Source organism: Lactobacillus pasteurii DSM 23907 = CRBIP 24.76 (assembly GCF_000297025.1).
GTDB lineage: Bacteria > Bacillota > Bacilli > Lactobacillales > Lactobacillaceae > Lactobacillus > Lactobacillus pasteurii.
In genome coordinates, this window is sequence record NZ_CAKD01000029.1 from 17,684 (window position 1) to 33,595 (window position 15,912).

Sequence of the window (15,912 nt, forward strand, 5' to 3'; positions counted from 1 at the left end):
TTTTGTTTAGTAGAAGGTAGGAATAATTGTGACGATTGGCGAGGCATTACATACAATAAGATTAAACTTGGGATTAAGTCAACAACAGATGTGTGAGGGAATTGTCAGCCGACCATTTTATGCAAAAGTTGAAAGTGGAAAAAATAGAATTAATGCAGAAAGTTTATTTGAAATATTATTTAAACATCAAGTAGATGTTCTTGAATTTTCTGAGTTGATCCAAGAAACATATATTTCGGGAAAAAATAAGACTGAAATACAATTTAAAGATAGGATGGATAATGCTGTTAATACCCGAAATGTTGAATCTTTAGAAAGATATTGTCAAAAAATAGTAGCTACTTCGGATAACAAGATATTGAAGTTACGGGCTTTAGTGACGTTAGCATATTTTAAAGGAGAAGTGAAAGATATTGACGAAAATATATATAAGGAATTGAAAAAAGAATTTGATGAAGGGCGTAACTGGACTACCAGACCAGATTTGTTGACGTTATTGGGAAATACTATGCCATTATGGTCACAAGAAGAATTGGATTTTTTAATAAGTAGGTTACTGGCTTCTGTCAAAAGACATAAATATTCGGAATTAGCGTTAGAAAGATATCTACGAATATTTGGAAACTATTTGGTGACATGCTACGACAGAAAAATTAGTATTAGATCTAATACTAATATTGTAGAAGTAATTAATTACATAATTAGCACTACTAAGTCATTTCATTTAATGATTTATAGAATAAATACTTTTTATCTGGAGGCAATGTTATCAGGGAATATAGACAAAGCTCAAAAAATTAGAAAAAATATGGAAGATTATGGTTATGGAGCTGTAATAGCTAGCTGGCCTATATGATATGTAACAAATATGATACAAGAAGAATCTTGTTTTAATTAATAAGTGTATATTATTTTTGGTGAGAATTACAGGTTGGAGTAGCATAGACAATTGTTTAAAAAATTATAAGTATCGAAGACGATGAAAAAATATAAATACATTTACTATTACATAAGCATACTTTACACAGTAGGTGTGTCACTATGGAGCGGAACGATTTATCTGTTCATGCGTCATATAGGCTATAATTATAGCCAAATAAATCTGTTTCTCAGTATTTTTTGGATCGTAACGTTTTTCGCAGAGGTTCCATCTGGATACATTGCAGATAAATTTGGCTATTTAAAAACAATTACTGTTAGTGGAATAATTCGAGCAGTAGGACTCTTAGTATTGGCATTTAGCCCATTTAATCTGTTTTACATGACTTTAAGTGGGATTTTGACTGCGATAGGAGATTCACTCCAATCTGGAACGATGGATTCGTGGATTGCAAATAAATCCGCAATTGGTCATACCAAGAATGAGCTTGGCTCGATTTATTCAGGTTATAGGATAATTGCGACACCAATAACAATGCTAGCGACGTTTGTTGGGGCAAACATCTTGGGAAATATTAACTTGCAGCTTCCCCTAATTGCCGGGGCCATTTTCTTGATTGTTACTAGTCTGACAGTTATTCCAATGTTTAAGTACGACAGTCAAAATCTGCAAAGCAAGATAAATATTTGGTCGGGGATAAACATAGTAAGTGATGTTAAAGAGGCCGTTAAGCATGAAAAGAAGACGTTGGCAATAGTGTTGTTATTATTGCCCATTGCTATTATTTCGTCAGGCCCATTGGATCAATGGCAGATCTATTTTCAGCACGGAAAACATGTCAATTCAGGTACGATATCAGTTTTTATGACTTTATCAGGGATGCTGGCCATAACTATTTATAATCGAGTTGTTTCCAAAAAGCAGCTAAACAATAAGAATCAGCTTGATTTGATTGTTATGAGCTCTATCATGATGACCGTCACTATTTGGTTAGTTGTGGTAACTAGGTCAAGTTACTATGCTTCGCTTGTCCTATTTATGGTACATACAATGTTTGGAAGTGTAGAAAATTTGATTGCTGGGGTAGTATTGCAATCAGCTATTGAAACGGAAAATCGTAGAGCAACAATCATATCCGTATCTAATGCATTAGACGCAGGAATTGAGGTAATTGCGCTAGCTGCTAATGGATTTTTGTCCGATCATTATGGAATTGGTTTTGCCTGGAATAGCCTAGCTGCAGTAGGTTTGGCGATTTTTGTACTAGGTTTCATAGTAAGTAAAAGAAGACTGGGGGTTGGTAAATAATGGAACTAGCTAATTTTTTACATGATGGAAAACTAATTACGATTCCGCGCAAGCAAAAAGCTAAAGAAGTATTGTTTGATGCCTTGATTGATAAATTCGAATTTGATCATGACTACAGTGAAAAAGAGGTCAATGAAATCTTGGCAGAAGTTTATGATGATTATGCAATTTTGCGCCGATACTTGGTTGATACCGGGCGCTTAGCACGAGATGACTATGGCCACCATTATCGTAGAATAAAAAAGTAAAATATAGATATTCCTCCTTGCATCTGGTTTATAATTTTGGTAACATAGTAAAAATTTTAGCTAGATGGAAGGAGTTTTTTTATGGGATTAAATGCTTATATTCAAGGTTTCAACAGTTTAGAGTCAATCGATCGGGCACCAGGCTACTTCAAGTACCACCACCATTCAGTGGCAGACCACTGCTTCAGAACGGCTGAACTTGCACAAATGATGGGCGATATCGAAGAAGTTAAAGGCGGACAAAAGATCGATTGGAAGGCTTTATACGAAAAGAGTTTAAACCACGACTATACTGAACGCTTCATTGGGGATATCAAGACGCCAGTCAAGTATGCAACGCCAGAATTGCGCAAAATGATTGGGGATGTCGAAGAAACTATGACAAATAAGTTTATCAAAGACGAAATCCCAGCTGAATTCCAAGAAATCTACACTAAGCGCTTATCTGAAGGCAAAGACGATACCTTAGAAGGTAAGATTCTATCAATTTGCGACAAGCTGGATCTTTTATACGAAGCATATGGCGAAATTGAATTAGGAAATCCTAACCCAGTCTTTATGCAAATGTTTAAAGAAAGTCTTGAAACAATCAAGAAGTTTGATGACTTAGTTTGTGTGCAATACTTTATTAAGCATATTTTGCCAGACTTATTCAAGGGTGATTTTGCCGGCAAAGACAAAATGCAACGGATTGCCTTTAGTATCTTATTGATGGGTGAGTAGCGTGAAATTTCAATGTAGTTCATGTGGCTTAAGGATGGCATCGCTACATTTTAAGCAAGCAGGCTTGATGAATCCAAAGCTAACCAGCATTTGCGATATTTGTATCCAGCGCGGGCTTGATCCTGAAGAATATGCTAACGACACTGTAGCGACTTTTGCTAAAGCCTTGCTGTATGCCTTTATAGGCAAAGATGGCGAGCAAGAAGTTGAATGGCTAGTCAAAACTAGACAGCTGCAAAAGCGTTATGAAGGTTTTATTCAAGATTACGACAACAATGCAGTTGCCTTGCAGCAAGTTGATCGAGCAGAATTTAACCGAGCAATTATTGCTAGCCAAGATGGCCTAAGACCTGCTCCAGATTCGGGTCGGGAATTTTCCTATAATCTGGAACAATTGGGTTTGCAGGTTGATTTTCAGCTGAATGAGGTCGATTATATCGATCGCGAGCGCATTCGGGCCAAGTATCGCTATCGCTGTCAGTACTGCGGTCGCAAGGGGCATAGCGTTGATCATAAGGATCCTGTGTCGCTATCGCATAACAATGACTTTTCGAACTTGATTTTGGCTTGTTCTGAATGCAATCGAATTAAGTCTGATATGCCATATGACTTGTTTGTTAGCTTGAATGAGCAGCTTAAGCCGATCAATCGGAAGCTGGTTAAGTACGAAAACAGTCTAGGCACTTTGAAAGAAGAGTTCCAACATCGGCGCAGCTATTTGGCTGCTCAGGTTCATCTTAAGGGCGTGGTAGCTGATCCAGAGCTAAATGCGATTAGAAAAGAAAATAAAAAATTGCAAGATGCCATCGACACCTTACAAAGTGATTATGATGAATTGCGCCACGTGCGTGAGGAGTATTTTGCGACTCATTGGCGCCTGTCTGAATTAGAAGAAAATTCCGATATAGTTTAAAACTTAAGCTTGGCCTTGGGGCCAGGCTTTTTCTATGCCTCAAGTTTTGCGCAAAAAAATAGCAGCCATCCATGCTGGATGAGTAGCTACCATTAAAAAAGAATATTTAAAAGTCGTTTTGCTTAAAGTTGCGCAAGAATTTCTGCGTCTTTTCGTTTTGTGGTTGATCAAAGATCTGTTCAGGCGCACCTTCTTCAGTCACAATACCATCGCTGATGAAGAGTACGTGATCAGAAACGTTCTTAGCAAAGCCCATTTCGTGGGTAACGATTACCATCGTTAAACCAGTAGTAGCTAGCTTTTGCATAACGTCAAGTACTTCACCGACCATTTCTGGGTCAAGGGCAGAAGTTGGTTCGTCAAACAAAAGCACTTCAGGGTTCATTGAAATTGCACGCGCAATCGCTACACGTTGTTGTTGACCACCGGACAATTGCTTTGGCTTAGCGTTGATGAAGGGCTCCATGCCAACTTTGCGCAAGTTTTCAAGGGCAATTCTTTCAGCTTCTTCTTTTGAACGCTTCAAGACTAATTGTTGGCCGATCATGCAGTTTTGCAAGACGTTCTTGTTTTCGAACAAGTCGAATTGTTGGAATACCATGCCGACTCTTGATCTGAACTTGTTGCGGTCATATCCAGCTTCCAAGACATTTTCCCCATGGAAGAGGATCTCGCCACCAGTTGGCTCTTCAAGCAAGTTGATGCAGCGCAAGGTAGTAGACTTACCACCACCAGAAGGACCAATAATTGAGACGATTTCGCCTTTATTGATATTGAAGGAAATATCGCGCAAAACTTGATGATCGCCGAAGGATTTTTGCAAATGATTAATACTTAAAATCTTGTCATTATTTTCAGCCATTAGTTATTAGCCCCCGAATCTTTAGAATTTCCCACTTGAATTTGATTTGCCATTAAGTTGTAGTTACGATTGCCATCAAGTTTTCTTTCAATCAAGTTGAAGATTCTAGTAATGGTGAAAGTAAGTACCAAGTAAATTGCTGAAATTGTCAAGTAAGTTGGGAAGAATTGGAATGTTTGACTGGCAATAGTCGTACCAACGAAGAACAATTCTGAAACTGAGATAATGCTCAAAACAGAAGTATCCTTGATGTTAACGATGAATTCGTTAGTGATTGATGGCAATGAGTTTCTAATTGCTTGAGGTAAAATGATGTGCCACATTCTTTGGTTGTGAGTCATACCCAAAGCACTAGCTGCTTCAAATTGACCTTCAGGTGTAGAAATAATACCACCACGGATAACCTCGGCTAGGTAAGCACCAGTGTTAATTGAAACAATAATTAAAGCAGCAACGGTACGGTTTAAGTTCAAGTGCCAGAATTGGGCAATACCGTAGTAGATTACGGCAGCTTGAACCATCATTGGCGTACCACGGAAGACTTCAACGTAGACTGATAATAGCCAGTTGACGATCTTCAAAGCAACCTTCTTGCCAGTAGTAGTTGGGGTAGGGATAGTTCTAACGATACCTACCAATAAACCGATGATGAAACCAGCAATCGTACCAACCAAGGCGATCAACAAGGTCATGCCGATACCGCTGATGATCATGTTGCCGTATTGCTTCCAAGTTGAAACTAGCCAGCTTTGCTTCTTGCCAGTCTTCTTGTCGGTTGATTCAGTCTTAGGTTGTTCTTTAACAGCAGTCACCATTAATTGTTGACGCTTCTTGTTAGAAATTGTCTTCAAGATTGCATTGACGTCATTCAATAGCTTAGTGTTGCCCTTCTTGACACCAATACTTGTGACAGAATCTGAATAAGGGATCTTGAAGCCCTTCATCTTGTTCAAGTTGATAGCAACGATGTTAGGGTTAACTTGCTTGTAGCTTTCGTATTCGATGTCTTCAGCTACATAACCGTCGATCGTGCCTGAAATCAAGCTTTGACGCATAGCTGAGAAGTCTCTCATCGCAGGTTCGCGCTTAGCGCCCTTTAATTGCTTGATCAAACCATAGTGCAAAGTACCTTGTTGTGCAGTTAATTTTGCACCCTTGAAGTCGTTTAAGGTCTTGGCAGATACATATTTATTAGTCTTGTTAAGAATAATTACGAAAGTTCCCTTGCGGTAAGGTTCAGAAAAGTTGATGGCCTTGCGTCTTTCAGCTGTTGGACTCATACCAGCAATGATCAAGTCGATCTTGCCAGAAGTAAGCGAAGGTAAAAGTCCGTCCCATTCGGTCTTTTCTACGACAACCTTACGGTGGAGCTTCTTACCGATGATCTTAGCGATTTGGACATCGTAACCATTGGCATAGGCGTGAGTACCGTCGATTGGTACAGCGCCGTTAGCATCAGTAGTTTGGGTCCAGTTGTAAGGGGGATAATTTGCTTCCATTCCCACTTTTAATACTTTGCTGTCAGCCTTAGCTGCTTGAACGCTTGGCGCGTGCATGTTAAAGCTAACGAGCATGGTAAATATCATCGCAATTAGTGCGATTAATCTATATCTTGACTTCAATGAAAAAACCTCCAAATTTTCAACTAAAGCCAATACAATAAAAGCGTAAAAAGGCCTCGCTACAATAAAAGCGAGGCCTAGTTTATTCATCAGTAATTAAACCAAATCGTATAGCGCTCCCTGATATTCTCAGGACAGTCTACAGGATCTGCTCCTGTAGCCCAACCGAACTAACCCGCGAAAGTCAATTCGATTTCGGCAACAATTCTTACAATCAGCTTAATCATATTCGCGTACTAGGCTGATTTTCGTAATTGTCGCAACCTCTATTGCATTGGATATTTATTTAACTGAGGAAAATATTAGATTGTTTTTACGCAAATGTCAAGCGAAAACTTTTTATTTTTAATAAAAATATTTCCAGGGAAATTACATATGCTTGTGACCGTGGCGTTTGATCTTGACGAAGTGGAAAATAATCGTAACGCCCAAAATGCCAAAAACAATGATTGCAAACAAGACATTGGACATCTCATAGTGCATTGGAGGCAAGGCTAAGAACAACTTCAGTGCAATTACTCCGATCAAGAAGTAAGCCATTGGCTGAAGTTCAGGGATGATATCCATCAACTTGATGATAATTTCTGCGATTCCCCGCATGCACAAGATACCGATCATGCCACCGATCAAGACAACTACTGGATTGTCAGATACAGCTAAAGCTGCTAGAACTGAGTCAATTGAAAAGACGATATCCATGGCTTCAATTGACACAACTGTTCGCCAAAATAGAGAAAGAATGTGCTTCTTTTCTTTCTTTGGCTTTTTCTTATGCTCGTGGTGAGCAGCTTTTTCAGGGTGTCTTTGGTCATAGAAGAACTTGAAGCTGAGGTAGAACAAGTAGATACTACCAGCTAATTTGATTTCCCAGAAGTTGATCAGATAAGTTCCAACACCAATAACGATAAAGCGGAAGATATAAGCGCCCCACAAACCATAGAGCAAGGACTTTTCTTGCTCTTTTTTACTTGGCAAGACTTGAGTTTGCGCTGCCAAAACTACCGCATTGTCGACTGACAATAGACATTCCATCAAGATCAAGGTTAGGATGATCATCCAATCCTTGCCACTAGTGAGAACGTGCTCCCAATTATGTAAGTCAAAAAAGGGTGCATATAAATTAAAAAATGACATAGTTACTAATCCCTCTACATACTATTTTTGCCTCCACTAGCTTAACAAGTCGGGGGAGCTTTTGCAATTATAGCCGGTCAAAAACCTCCAAGGCATCGCCGATAATTTCGCTAATGCCAGTTGCTGGAATAGAAGTCTTGTTGATCAGCCAAATCTTAGCAGCTGGATTGCGATAGGCTAAGAGCTGGGCGAAAGGATAAACGACAAAACTAGTTCCAGCAATAACCACTAAATCAGACTTGCGCATGATTTCCACTGACTTAGTCAAAGTTTCAGGATTAATTGCTTCGCCATACAAAACAATCCCTGGACGGATAATGCCGTCGCAATTTTCATGGCGATAGTCTTTTTCATAGGCCTGATAGTCAACCTTTTTTTGGCACTTAGTGCAGTAGATGTCGTAAAGGTTGCCATGAAACTCTAAGACATGCTCATTGCCGGCTTTTTTGTCCAGACGATCAATATTTTGCGTAATTAAATCGCCTTTTTCGTTGCAGATTTGGGCAATTTTTTCATGAATTTTGTTAGGCAGAGCCTGCGGGAAGTACATGTTTTTCATCACGAAATTGTGAAATAGTTCAGGCCGGCCATAGAGGGTGTCTTCACTCAAGATTATTTCAGGCGGCTCGCTAACGCCGTTGTAGATGCCGCTTTTTGAGCGATAGTCGGGGATGCCCGAGTGAGTTGAAATTCCTGCACCAGTCAAGAAAACTACATGCTTGCTAGAGGCAAGATCTTGCTTGAAACTGGCAATTTTAGCTAAATCAGTCATAAAAAATCCTACTTTCTAAAAGATTATAAATTTATTATAGCGCCATTTTTGTTATACTATTGGATAAGAAACTTTGAAAATAAAGCGAGGAAGCTATGGAATCATTCTACTTGGCAATTGATGTATTGTTTTTTATGTATGCTTGTTACAGTTGGTATTATCAAGCAAGCTTAGAAGTTAAAGGCGTATATCGCAGATCACTGCTAATTTGGACGCTTTTGGTAATTATGTCCTGCTCTTATGCTGATATCTTGGTGAATACCACCGAAATTCGGATTTTTTTTGCCTTGATGATTTTGACTAGCATTATCGATGGCTATACTGGCTTTGGAGCGAAGCGATTGGTTGTTTCAGGCTTTTTCAGACGAACGGTTAAGTATGAATTGATTCAAAAAGCTCTCGTAGTCAATTTATTTGGCGAGGAAAGCTCCTGTATCCTTTCTGCTAAGGACGGTCGTCAATACTATCTTAGATTCAAAATCGCTGCTCCAAGTTTAATACAGACTCTAAGGCGCTATCTTGGCCCAGACGTTGAGATCAAGACAGGACCTACTCTTTTATAACAAAAATTCCTCCGGACGTTGATCTGGAGGAATTTTATTTTTATAAAATTGGCGATAGCAGTCTAGAAAAGCTCTGCAAGGTTCTGAGCCAGCGACCTTGCTTAGCAATCATTTCTTCAGTTAATAGGGTCGATTGCTCCATGTCTTTTTCAAATGATTCGGCCACTTTTTTATTGAAGTTGCGGTCATAGAAGATGGCATTTGCTTCAAAGTTTAGATCATATGAGCGATAGTCTTGATTCATTGAGCCAACCGTTGAATATAAATCATCGATTACGGTTGTCTTGGCATGCAAAAAGCCGTTGTTGTAAATGTAGACCTTGACGCCAATTCCGGTTAGTTCATTGGCATACCATTGCGTAGCTCGGTAGATGAAGGGATGATCGGGCTTGCATGGGATCATGATGCGCACGTCGACGCCAGATTGAACGATAATTTGCAAGGCTGCAATTACGGCGTCATCAGGAATCAAATACGGGGTTTGAATCCAGAGCCTTTTTCTGGCTAGCATCATCAATCTGACCATCCCATTGCGCAGATAAGCCGTAGAATTGTCTGGACCATCAGAAACGATCTGCACTGCCGCGTCTCCGCGCTCGATGTCTGATTCATCTAAGTCAGGGAAGAAGAGGTTGTTGTAGGTAATTGGTAGATCCTTTTTTCCAATAGAGGCATTCCAGTCCATGACAAAGCGCTCTTGCAAAAGCAAAGATGCAGACCCTTCGATTCTAACGTGGGTGTCGCGCCAGTAGCCAAACTTTTTCTTTTTGCCTAAATATTGGTCGCCGACATTAAAGCCCCCGGTCCAAGAAATCTTGCCGTCAACGACGACGATTTTGCGGTGGAGGTGGTAGTTGATGCGGTATCTAGTGATTGCGTTGCGCGAAGTAACAAAGGGTAAAACCTTGCCCCCAGCTTCGGTCAAAACTTTAAACCAATTCATCGTTGCACCCATTGAGCCCCAAGCATCGTAAAGCAGGTGAACTTTGACGCCTTGCTTAGCTTTTTGGACTAATAAATCCAAGATCTTATTGCCAATTTCATCATTGTAAAAGGTATAAAATTCGACATTGATCGTTTCTTTGGCCTTTTTGATATCGATAATCAGGTCATCGAACATCTCTTGGCCATCAGTATAAAGCTTGACTTGGTTATTTTTGGTTAAAGGAGCTTCGTCATCTTTGTTAAAGAAGTGAATTGCCACATCAGCCTTATTGGAAGTATCGGAATGGCTGATCTTCTTAGGCGGAGTCGAGATCGACTTTTGCACGTTCTTTAAGCCAATATGGCGCTGCTTGTTAATGGCAAAGAGGTTTTCCTGGGAAATACCCCGGCCAAAGAAGGCATAAAGTGTCATGCCAATCACTGGCAAAACCAAAAGAATGATTAGCCAAGCCCAAGTCGTTGAGACCGACCGCTTGCGGTGAAAGACGATGTAGAATGCTAAGATGGTGTTGGTAATAATTATGATATGCCAAAGATATTTTAAAAAAATCACAAAACTCCTCCTAGTGCTGTTTCAAACCGATAAATTTATGAATGATATCGATAACAAATGGATTGTCATGCATAATGCTGTGTTCGGCGTAAGCTTCGCCGCGAACTTCGATTTCTTGGTAGATCTTGGCTTTAGGTGCCAGGATGTAGCGGATACTTTTAGCAGAAACAACAGAAATAAAGCGGTCAGTATTGGTTTCATCTAAAACGTTGCCATAAATATTCAAAACTGAAATATCCGAATTAAAGCGTCGACGATGCAAGAGAAAATAGAGATAGTGCGGGTTCATCATGCTAGGGTGACCTTTGGGCGTTAGGGCATTAACGTTGGGAATATCGCCCAAATAAGTCACTCCATCAAAAGGCCCAGCAATAAAGGCGCAGCGGTCCAGATGAGGAAAATTTTTGTGCTTATAATGCTTCATTTCCGTGCGAATGATGCAGGGACAAGATAGTGAATGGGCTACAGCGATATAGCGATCGAACTTGTAGCGCTTAGCCAAAAACGGCAGGATGAAACTGAGATAATAGTCAATGGCATAGATGCCGACGATCCGCTGGCGAAAAACAACCTGAACGATTGGATGTTTGTCGCTGCTCCAGCAGCCTTCAAGCTTGAAATTTCCAAACAAATCTGCCGTTACTTTTAAAAATTTGTCACTCTTTTTAGCTTCTAGCGCCTTGTCGATCATAATCTTGGTGGTATAGTCTCCGCCGCGAAAGCCATGAAAATAAATAATAGGAACTTGCTTTTCAGTAGCTAATTCGACTGTAGCTTGATCGTCGATTTTGCGCTTGTGCAGTCTCAAAAAGGGACGGGTAAGTTTGAATGATGCTAGGCCGGCCAAAGCAAGCATATTAAACATGCTTGGTTCTTTTGTCAGATCAGCAGTTCGATTTTTTTCCGCCTCTTCTTTATATTTTTTACTGTTGAAGAACATAGTATCCTCGCTTTATAATTCTATTAATGATAACATTCTACCACGAACTATTAATTAATGATCTAAAGATAAAGGATGAGAAAAATAATGGCAGATCAATATTATGCAACAATTTATACAGACGGCGGCACAAGAAATTCTGGCGCTGGAATCAAAGGCGCTAAGGTTGCTGCCAGCGACCCAGCAGCTTGGGCATATTTAATTGAATATAATGGTCAAGAAGTCCACGAAGCAGGCGGACGTCCTGGTCAAACCAACAATCAAATGGAATTGACTGGTTTTATTGCAGCTTTACGCAAGTTGATTGAGCTAGATATCAATCAAGAAAAATTGCTCTTTGTCTTAGACTCAAAGTACGTCTTAGACCCTATCAACCAGCACTGGCTTGAAGGTTGGAAGAAGCGCGGCTGGAAAAGAGCAGCGGGCCCATTAAAGAACAAGGAACTTTGGCAAGAAGTTGATCATCTCTTGCCAGAATTTCCTAATGCCACTTTCAGCTGGACTAAGGGCCATGAAGGCAATGCCGGCAATGAATTTGTCGATGGCTTGCTCAATCAGTTTATGGATCAACATATGTAAAAAAAGCAGAAGTCAGCTTTAAGCTGGTTTCTGCTTTTAGTTTATTTAAATAAATTGCTGAAGAATTCGACAATGCTGTCGATGATCTTTTGGAACAAGTTGCGATTTTCTGGCGTGTTCAATTTGTCAAAAATTTGCTTAGCGCCTGATTGAATTTGGCTGGAAAGCTTAGCTGCACTTTCTTTGAAGTTGCTGCTCTTTAAAGCGCCGGAGTCGCGGATTTCAATCAAAATGTTGATGATTTGATTCTTTTGATTGTTGGTGATCGTATCACCCAAATGGTTGATCTTGATTTGATTGTTGACAATGTCGCGAATTTGGCTGTCAGTAATATTGTTGCCGATCTTAGCCATGTCGCTTTTGGCACCAGCAACGGCATTGTTTAATTGCGCATCGCTATAGCCAGATTTGTCTTTATTTTCCTGCGTAATTCCGCTCAAAGTCGAGATTTCGTCTTGAGCAGCATTGACCTGACTTTGGTTTAAGGCGTTGCCGTTTTTGGCATAGGCAGCATAAACGCCGGCTAAAGCACCAGAGCCATCGATTGGAATTGCACTAGTTACGTAAATGTTGGCGTCAGTAATACCGGCAGTTAGGGCTGCGTTTTTGTATTGGTTGGCAGTGATAGTAGTGATGTTGTTTTTGCCATTATAGTCCAAAATTTTGACGTTGATGCCTGAACCACTGGCGGTCTTTTGAATCATTGCACTTGACCAGACCCCAGATGAGGTGGTGAAGTTGTCGCCAGAGGGGTTGAGATATTTGACTAGATCGCTACCGGTGATGGTGATTGTTTGATAATTTGCACCATTTAGGGGAGCGGTCAATGTTTTGATTGTTCCATCTCTTTGAGTTTGAGTTAAAGATGTGCCCAAGGTTACGACCGGGGTTTCATCAGCAAGTGCAGGCTTAGCCATTAAACTAAAGCTGGCAAATAGGCCCGCAAAGAAAATAGAAATCAAAGCATAAAGTTTTTTCATAATTTTTCTCCTTCTTTGAATACCAACATTATAATGGATTTTTACTTAACTGGCGCAAAACAGACGAAATTTCACCAATTTTTAGAAATTTACCGGGCTACATGCAAACTTAGATAGATGGTATAATAGTCGGATATGGGGGATTTTTTATGTTAGAACAACCTGAATTAACTGTCATTATGCCAGTTTACAATATGGAAAAGTACCTACCTAGAGCACTTGACCATCTGGCTAAGCAGACGGATCCAAACTTTGAATTGTTGATCGTCAACGATGGATCCAAAGATAGAACACAAGAAATTGCAGAATCATATCGAACAAAATTTAAGCACTTCAGAATAATCAATAAGCCAAATGGAGGATTATCCGATGCTAGAAATGTCGGGATGGCTAATGTAAATACACCTTACTTTACTTTCCATGACGGCGATGATTGGGTAGATCCTGACTATACGGCTTATTTTGTCAAAGCTTTTCATGAGCATCCTGAAGCTGCCATGGTTAGCTGCGGATTTTGGCTAGATTATCCAGGAAAAGCCTCATACCCTGCCACTAACAAGCCAATCGAAAAGTCGCTTTCTAAGTGGGAAACTTACCGGTTAATCGTTAATTTCTGGGGTTCATTTTTCTTCAATCATGCTTTTGTTTCGCCGGTTAAGGGCTACACTTGGAACAAGGGCTATAAGACAGCGATTGTTAGAAAACATCATTTGAGCTTTGTGAAGGAATTGGCCTTTATGGAAGACCAGATTTTCAATGTGAAATACTTGGCTTTAACTAGCGGCTTTTATTGCAGCAATCGTCCGCTTTACCACTACTGGCAAAGAGAAGACAGCATGGTTCATGACTTCAATTTGAAGATGATTCCAGACAACTTCAAGGCTAACTATTTAGTTTGGAAAATTATCTGCCAAGGACTTTGGCAAGAACACAAGGACAATAAGCAAGCAAAAAGCAGCCTAGTAAGAATTAACGAAGGAAATAGCGATGAAAGAAAAGGTTAATGGCGTTGACTTATACTACTCTAAGCTTGGCAAGGGTGAGCCACTACTTTTGATTCATGGCCACCACTTAGATGGGGGAATGTTTGACAAGATCGTTTCGCCACTTTCGCTTTATTACACAGTCTATGTCTTAGACATGCGTGGCCACGGACTAAGTGCAGGAGATATTGCAGAACACTATCAAGTCGAAGTTGAAGATATTTATGCTTTTATAAAGCAACTGGGGCTTGAGGGATGCTACTGCTTTGGCTTTGATGCCGGCGGATTAGCCGCAATGATGCTAGCTAGCCAGCACCCTGATGCCTTTAAGAAGTTGATCGTATCAGGCGTTTTCGTTAACGGAAGAGGCATTCGACCATATCACTACTTAACAGAAGGCTTTCACCGCTTCATGCGGCTTGATCGAGACAGCCGGGTAGAATTGACGGAAAGCTTTATGGCAGAAGATACTTTAAGAAAGATTCAAACGCCAACCTTATGCGTTGTTGGCGAAAAAGACTGGGTAAAAGTTGAGCACGTTCGTTGGTACAGCCAATTGATGCCAAATGGACGCTTGATTATTATGCCAAGACAAACTCACAACAGCTACACAGTAAAAAGCTTGAAACTATTAGAATTGATCAAGGACTTTTGCAAGTAGGCTAATGATCGCTTTTGAGCGACTATTAGCCTTTTTTTACGGTTGGGCAAGCTTTTATTGAGATTTTTGGTTATAATGAAAATGTATATTGTATTTTTATGGAAGAGGTTACTATGAACAAGGAAGAGCTTCATGAATTATTGCACCCAATGAAGGTTATTGGATTGGGTGGTAATCCCGTTTTAAACGAAAAGATCGCACAAATTTTACACCAACCATTGATTGAAACAGCCGTTCATCACTTTAGCGATGGCGAAATTCAAGTTAACATCGGCGAATCAATCAGAGGATGCGATGTCTTTGTAATTCAATCAATTCAAGATCCAGTTAACGAAAACTTTATGGAACTTGAAATTGTGTTGGATGCTTTGCACCGTGCTTCAGCTCACAACGTTAATGTGGTAATTCCTTACTTGGCATATTCTCGTTCAGACACCAAGACTCGCTCACGCGAACCAATTACTGCCAAATTGATTGCCAACTTGTTGCAATTGACTGGCATTGATCGTTTAATCGTTGTTGACTTGCACGCTTCACAAATTCAAGGTTTCTACAACATTCCAGTTGACCACTTGCACGCAATGCCAATCTTGGCTCAATACTTCTTGGACAACGGAATTGCTAGAAAAGAAGACGATGATATTGTCGTAGTTTCTCCAGACCACTCAGGTGCTAAATTAGCTAGAAACTTCGGTCAATACTTCGATGCTCCAATTGCGATCGTTGACCAACGTGGTGCAAGATACGATACTGAAGTTCACGACATGATCGGTGATGTAAAGGGCAAGAAGTGTATTATCGTTGACGACTTGATCGATACTGGTTCAAGAATGGCTGCTTCAACTAAGTCAGTTATGGCTGCTGGTGCCAAGAAGGTTTATGTTGCTGCTACCCACGCCTTGCTTTCTAAGAATGCAACTGAAGTTTTGAACGAATTGCCAATCGAGCAAATTGTAGTTACTGATACAATTAAGCACAAGCGTTACCCAGACCGTATGGTTAGAATTTCTGTTGACCAATTATTAGCTCGCGGTATTGACTATGTTTACAAGGACCGTTCAATTCACGAAATCTTTGATGAGCAAAACCGTTTGAAATAATCGCGATCTATGGTATAAGTGTTCTATAAACGATAATCCTCTGAATAACAGAGGATTATTTTTGTTAAATTTACTTTTTTCTATGTATATAATATAAAACGTTGGTATAATTATAATACATTGTATAGAAAGAAAAGGTACGAAGA

General features: G+C 40.0%; 17 protein-coding genes and 1 riboswitch. Of the genes, 10 read left to right on the forward strand and 7 right to left on the reverse strand.

Annotated features, from left to right (window positions below; genetic code table 11):
* The first annotated feature begins 28 nt into the window (after nucleotides 1–28).
* From BN53_RS08910 to BN53_RS08930, 5 genes are all read left to right on the forward strand, one after another.
* Nucleotides 29–856 (forward strand): helix-turn-helix domain-containing protein, encoded by an 828-nt coding sequence (locus BN53_RS08910; protein ID WP_009560612.1) that lies wholly within the window; start codon nucleotides 29–31, stop codon nucleotides 854–856.
* A gap of 123 nt (nucleotides 857–979) precedes the next feature.
* Nucleotides 980–2,188 (forward strand): MFS transporter, encoded by a 1,209-nt coding sequence (locus tag BN53_RS08915; RefSeq protein ID WP_040537412.1) that lies wholly within the window; start codon nucleotides 980–982, stop codon nucleotides 2,186–2,188.
* Entirely contained in the window at nucleotides 2,188–2,436 is a 249-nt protein-coding gene (locus BN53_RS08920; protein ID WP_009560614.1) for a DUF2087 domain-containing protein, read from the forward strand. The genes BN53_RS08915 and BN53_RS08920 overlap by 1 nt, the downstream gene beginning before the upstream one ends.
* Before the next feature lie 81 nt (nucleotides 2,437–2,517).
* Complete coding sequence (locus BN53_RS08925; protein WP_009560615.1) at nucleotides 2,518–3,159, forward strand: YfbR-like 5'-deoxynucleotidase; 642 nt, start codon at nucleotides 2,518–2,520, stop codon at nucleotides 3,157–3,159.
* Between the two features lies 1 nt (nucleotide 3,160).
* The gene (locus BN53_RS08930; RefSeq protein ID WP_081495938.1) at nucleotides 3,161–4,072 is read left to right on the forward strand and encodes an HNH endonuclease; all 912 of its coding nucleotides are present in this window, start codon (nucleotides 3,161–3,163) and stop codon (nucleotides 4,070–4,072) included.
* Between the two features lie 106 nt (nucleotides 4,073–4,178).
* Here the strand turns inward: BN53_RS08930 and BN53_RS08935 are convergent, their stop codons facing one another.
* The 4 genes from BN53_RS08935 to BN53_RS08950 form a co-directional block, all read right to left on the reverse strand.
* Nucleotides 4,179–4,934 (reverse strand): amino acid ABC transporter ATP-binding protein, encoded by a 756-nt coding sequence (locus tag BN53_RS08935; protein ID WP_009560617.1) that lies wholly within the window; start codon nucleotides 4,932–4,934, stop codon nucleotides 4,179–4,181.
* The gene (locus BN53_RS08940) at nucleotides 4,934–6,556 is read right to left on the reverse strand and encodes an ABC transporter substrate-binding protein/permease (protein ID WP_009560618.1); all 1,623 of its coding nucleotides are present in this window, start codon (nucleotides 6,554–6,556) and stop codon (nucleotides 4,934–4,936) included. The genes BN53_RS08935 and BN53_RS08940 overlap by 1 nt, the downstream gene beginning before the upstream one ends.
* A 103-nt stretch (nucleotides 6,557–6,659) precedes the next feature.
* Nucleotides 6,660–6,833, reverse strand: a riboswitch (Lysine riboswitch).
* A 92-nt stretch (nucleotides 6,834–6,925) separates the two neighbouring features.
* Entirely contained in the window at nucleotides 6,926–7,690 is a 765-nt protein-coding gene (locus BN53_RS08945; protein WP_009560619.1) for a TerC family protein, read from the reverse strand.
* A 67-nt stretch (nucleotides 7,691–7,757) separates the two neighbouring features.
* Nucleotides 7,758–8,462: an NAD-dependent protein deacylase gene (locus BN53_RS08950; RefSeq protein ID WP_009560620.1), complete on the reverse strand. Its 705-nt coding sequence runs from the start codon at nucleotides 8,460–8,462 to the stop codon at nucleotides 7,758–7,760.
* 95 nt (nucleotides 8,463–8,557) lie between these two features.
* Here BN53_RS08950 and BN53_RS08955 point away from each other — a divergent pair, with 95 nt between their 5' ends.
* Nucleotides 8,558–9,025 (forward strand): hypothetical protein, encoded by a 468-nt coding sequence (locus BN53_RS08955; protein WP_009560622.1) that lies wholly within the window; start codon nucleotides 8,558–8,560, stop codon nucleotides 9,023–9,025.
* Nucleotides 9,026–9,065: 40 nt separating this feature from the next.
* Here the strand turns inward: BN53_RS08955 and cls are convergent, their stop codons facing one another.
* Nucleotides 9,066–10,523, reverse strand: a complete 1,458-nt coding sequence (cls, locus tag BN53_RS08960) for a cardiolipin synthase (RefSeq protein ID WP_009560623.1) — start codon at nucleotides 10,521–10,523, stop codon at nucleotides 9,066–9,068.
* Nucleotides 10,524–10,533: 10 nt separating this feature from the next.
* Entirely contained in the window at nucleotides 10,534–11,463 is a 930-nt protein-coding gene (locus BN53_RS08965) for an alpha/beta hydrolase (RefSeq protein WP_009560624.1), read from the reverse strand.
* 87 nt (nucleotides 11,464–11,550) lie between these two features.
* Here BN53_RS08965 and BN53_RS08970 point away from each other — a divergent pair, with 87 nt between their 5' ends.
* Nucleotides 11,551–12,042 carry a ribonuclease H family protein gene (locus BN53_RS08970; RefSeq protein ID WP_009560625.1) on the forward strand — a complete coding sequence of 164 codons (492 nt, stop codon included), beginning with the start codon at nucleotides 11,551–11,553 and terminating at the stop codon, nucleotides 12,040–12,042.
* Nucleotides 12,043–12,083: 41 nt separating this feature from the next.
* On the opposite strand, the gene BN53_RS08975 is transcribed toward BN53_RS08970, so the two are convergent.
* Complete coding sequence (locus BN53_RS08975) at nucleotides 12,084–13,022, reverse strand: DUF1002 domain-containing protein (RefSeq protein WP_009560626.1); 939 nt, start codon at nucleotides 13,020–13,022, stop codon at nucleotides 12,084–12,086.
* Between the two features lie 149 nt (nucleotides 13,023–13,171).
* Between BN53_RS08975 and BN53_RS08980 the strand changes: the two genes are divergently transcribed.
* From BN53_RS08980 to BN53_RS08990, 3 genes are all read left to right on the forward strand, one after another.
* Nucleotides 13,172–14,026 (forward strand): glycosyltransferase family 2 protein, encoded by an 855-nt coding sequence (locus BN53_RS08980; protein WP_009560627.1) that lies wholly within the window; start codon nucleotides 13,172–13,174, stop codon nucleotides 14,024–14,026.
* The gene (locus BN53_RS08985) at nucleotides 14,010–14,666 is read left to right on the forward strand and encodes an alpha/beta fold hydrolase (protein ID WP_009560629.1); all 657 of its coding nucleotides are present in this window, start codon (nucleotides 14,010–14,012) and stop codon (nucleotides 14,664–14,666) included. The genes BN53_RS08980 and BN53_RS08985 overlap by 17 nt, the downstream gene beginning before the upstream one ends.
* A 113-nt stretch (nucleotides 14,667–14,779) precedes the next feature.
* Nucleotides 14,780–15,766, forward strand: coding sequence for a ribose-phosphate diphosphokinase (locus BN53_RS08990; RefSeq protein WP_009560630.1), 987 nt, complete (start codon nucleotides 14,780–14,782; stop codon nucleotides 15,764–15,766).
* The last annotated feature ends 146 nt before the right edge of the window (nucleotides 15,767–15,912 follow it).

What these genes read in the sequence shown, in the direction of transcription:
- BN53_RS08970 (WP_009560625.1), top strand. Translation starts at nt 11,551, where the DNA reads ATGGCAGATCAATATTATGCAACAATTTATACAGACGGCGGCACAAGA.
- BN53_RS08945 (WP_009560619.1), bottom strand. Translation starts at nt 7,690, where the DNA reads ATGTCATTTTTTAATTTATATGCACCCTTTTTTGACTTACATAATTGG.
- BN53_RS08985 (WP_009560629.1), top strand. Translation starts at nt 14,010, where the DNA reads ATGAAAGAAAAGGTTAATGGCGTTGACTTATACTACTCTAAGCTTGGC.
- BN53_RS08935 (WP_009560617.1), bottom strand. Translation starts at nt 4,934, where the DNA reads ATGGCTGAAAATAATGACAAGATTTTAAGTATTAATCATTTGCAAAAA.
- BN53_RS08990 (WP_009560630.1), top strand. Translation starts at nt 14,780, where the DNA reads ATGAACAAGGAAGAGCTTCATGAATTATTGCACCCAATGAAGGTTATT.
- BN53_RS08955 (WP_009560622.1), top strand. Translation starts at nt 8,558, where the DNA reads ATGGAATCATTCTACTTGGCAATTGATGTATTGTTTTTTATGTATGCT.
- BN53_RS08975 (WP_009560626.1), bottom strand. Translation starts at nt 13,022, where the DNA reads ATGAAAAAACTTTATGCTTTGATTTCTATTTTCTTTGCGGGCCTATTT.
- BN53_RS08980 (WP_009560627.1), top strand. Translation starts at nt 13,172, where the DNA reads ATGTTAGAACAACCTGAATTAACTGTCATTATGCCAGTTTACAATATG.
- BN53_RS08915 (WP_040537412.1), top strand. Translation starts at nt 980, where the DNA reads ATGAAAAAATATAAATACATTTACTATTACATAAGCATACTTTACACA.
- BN53_RS08950 (WP_009560620.1), bottom strand. Translation starts at nt 8,462, where the DNA reads ATGACTGATTTAGCTAAAATTGCCAGTTTCAAGCAAGATCTTGCCTCT.
- BN53_RS08920 (WP_009560614.1), top strand. Translation starts at nt 2,188, where the DNA reads ATGGAACTAGCTAATTTTTTACATGATGGAAAACTAATTACGATTCCG.
- BN53_RS08965 (WP_009560624.1), bottom strand. Translation starts at nt 11,463, where the DNA reads ATGTTCTTCAACAGTAAAAAATATAAAGAAGAGGCGGAAAAAAATCGA.
- BN53_RS08925 (WP_009560615.1), top strand. Translation starts at nt 2,518, where the DNA reads ATGGGATTAAATGCTTATATTCAAGGTTTCAACAGTTTAGAGTCAATC.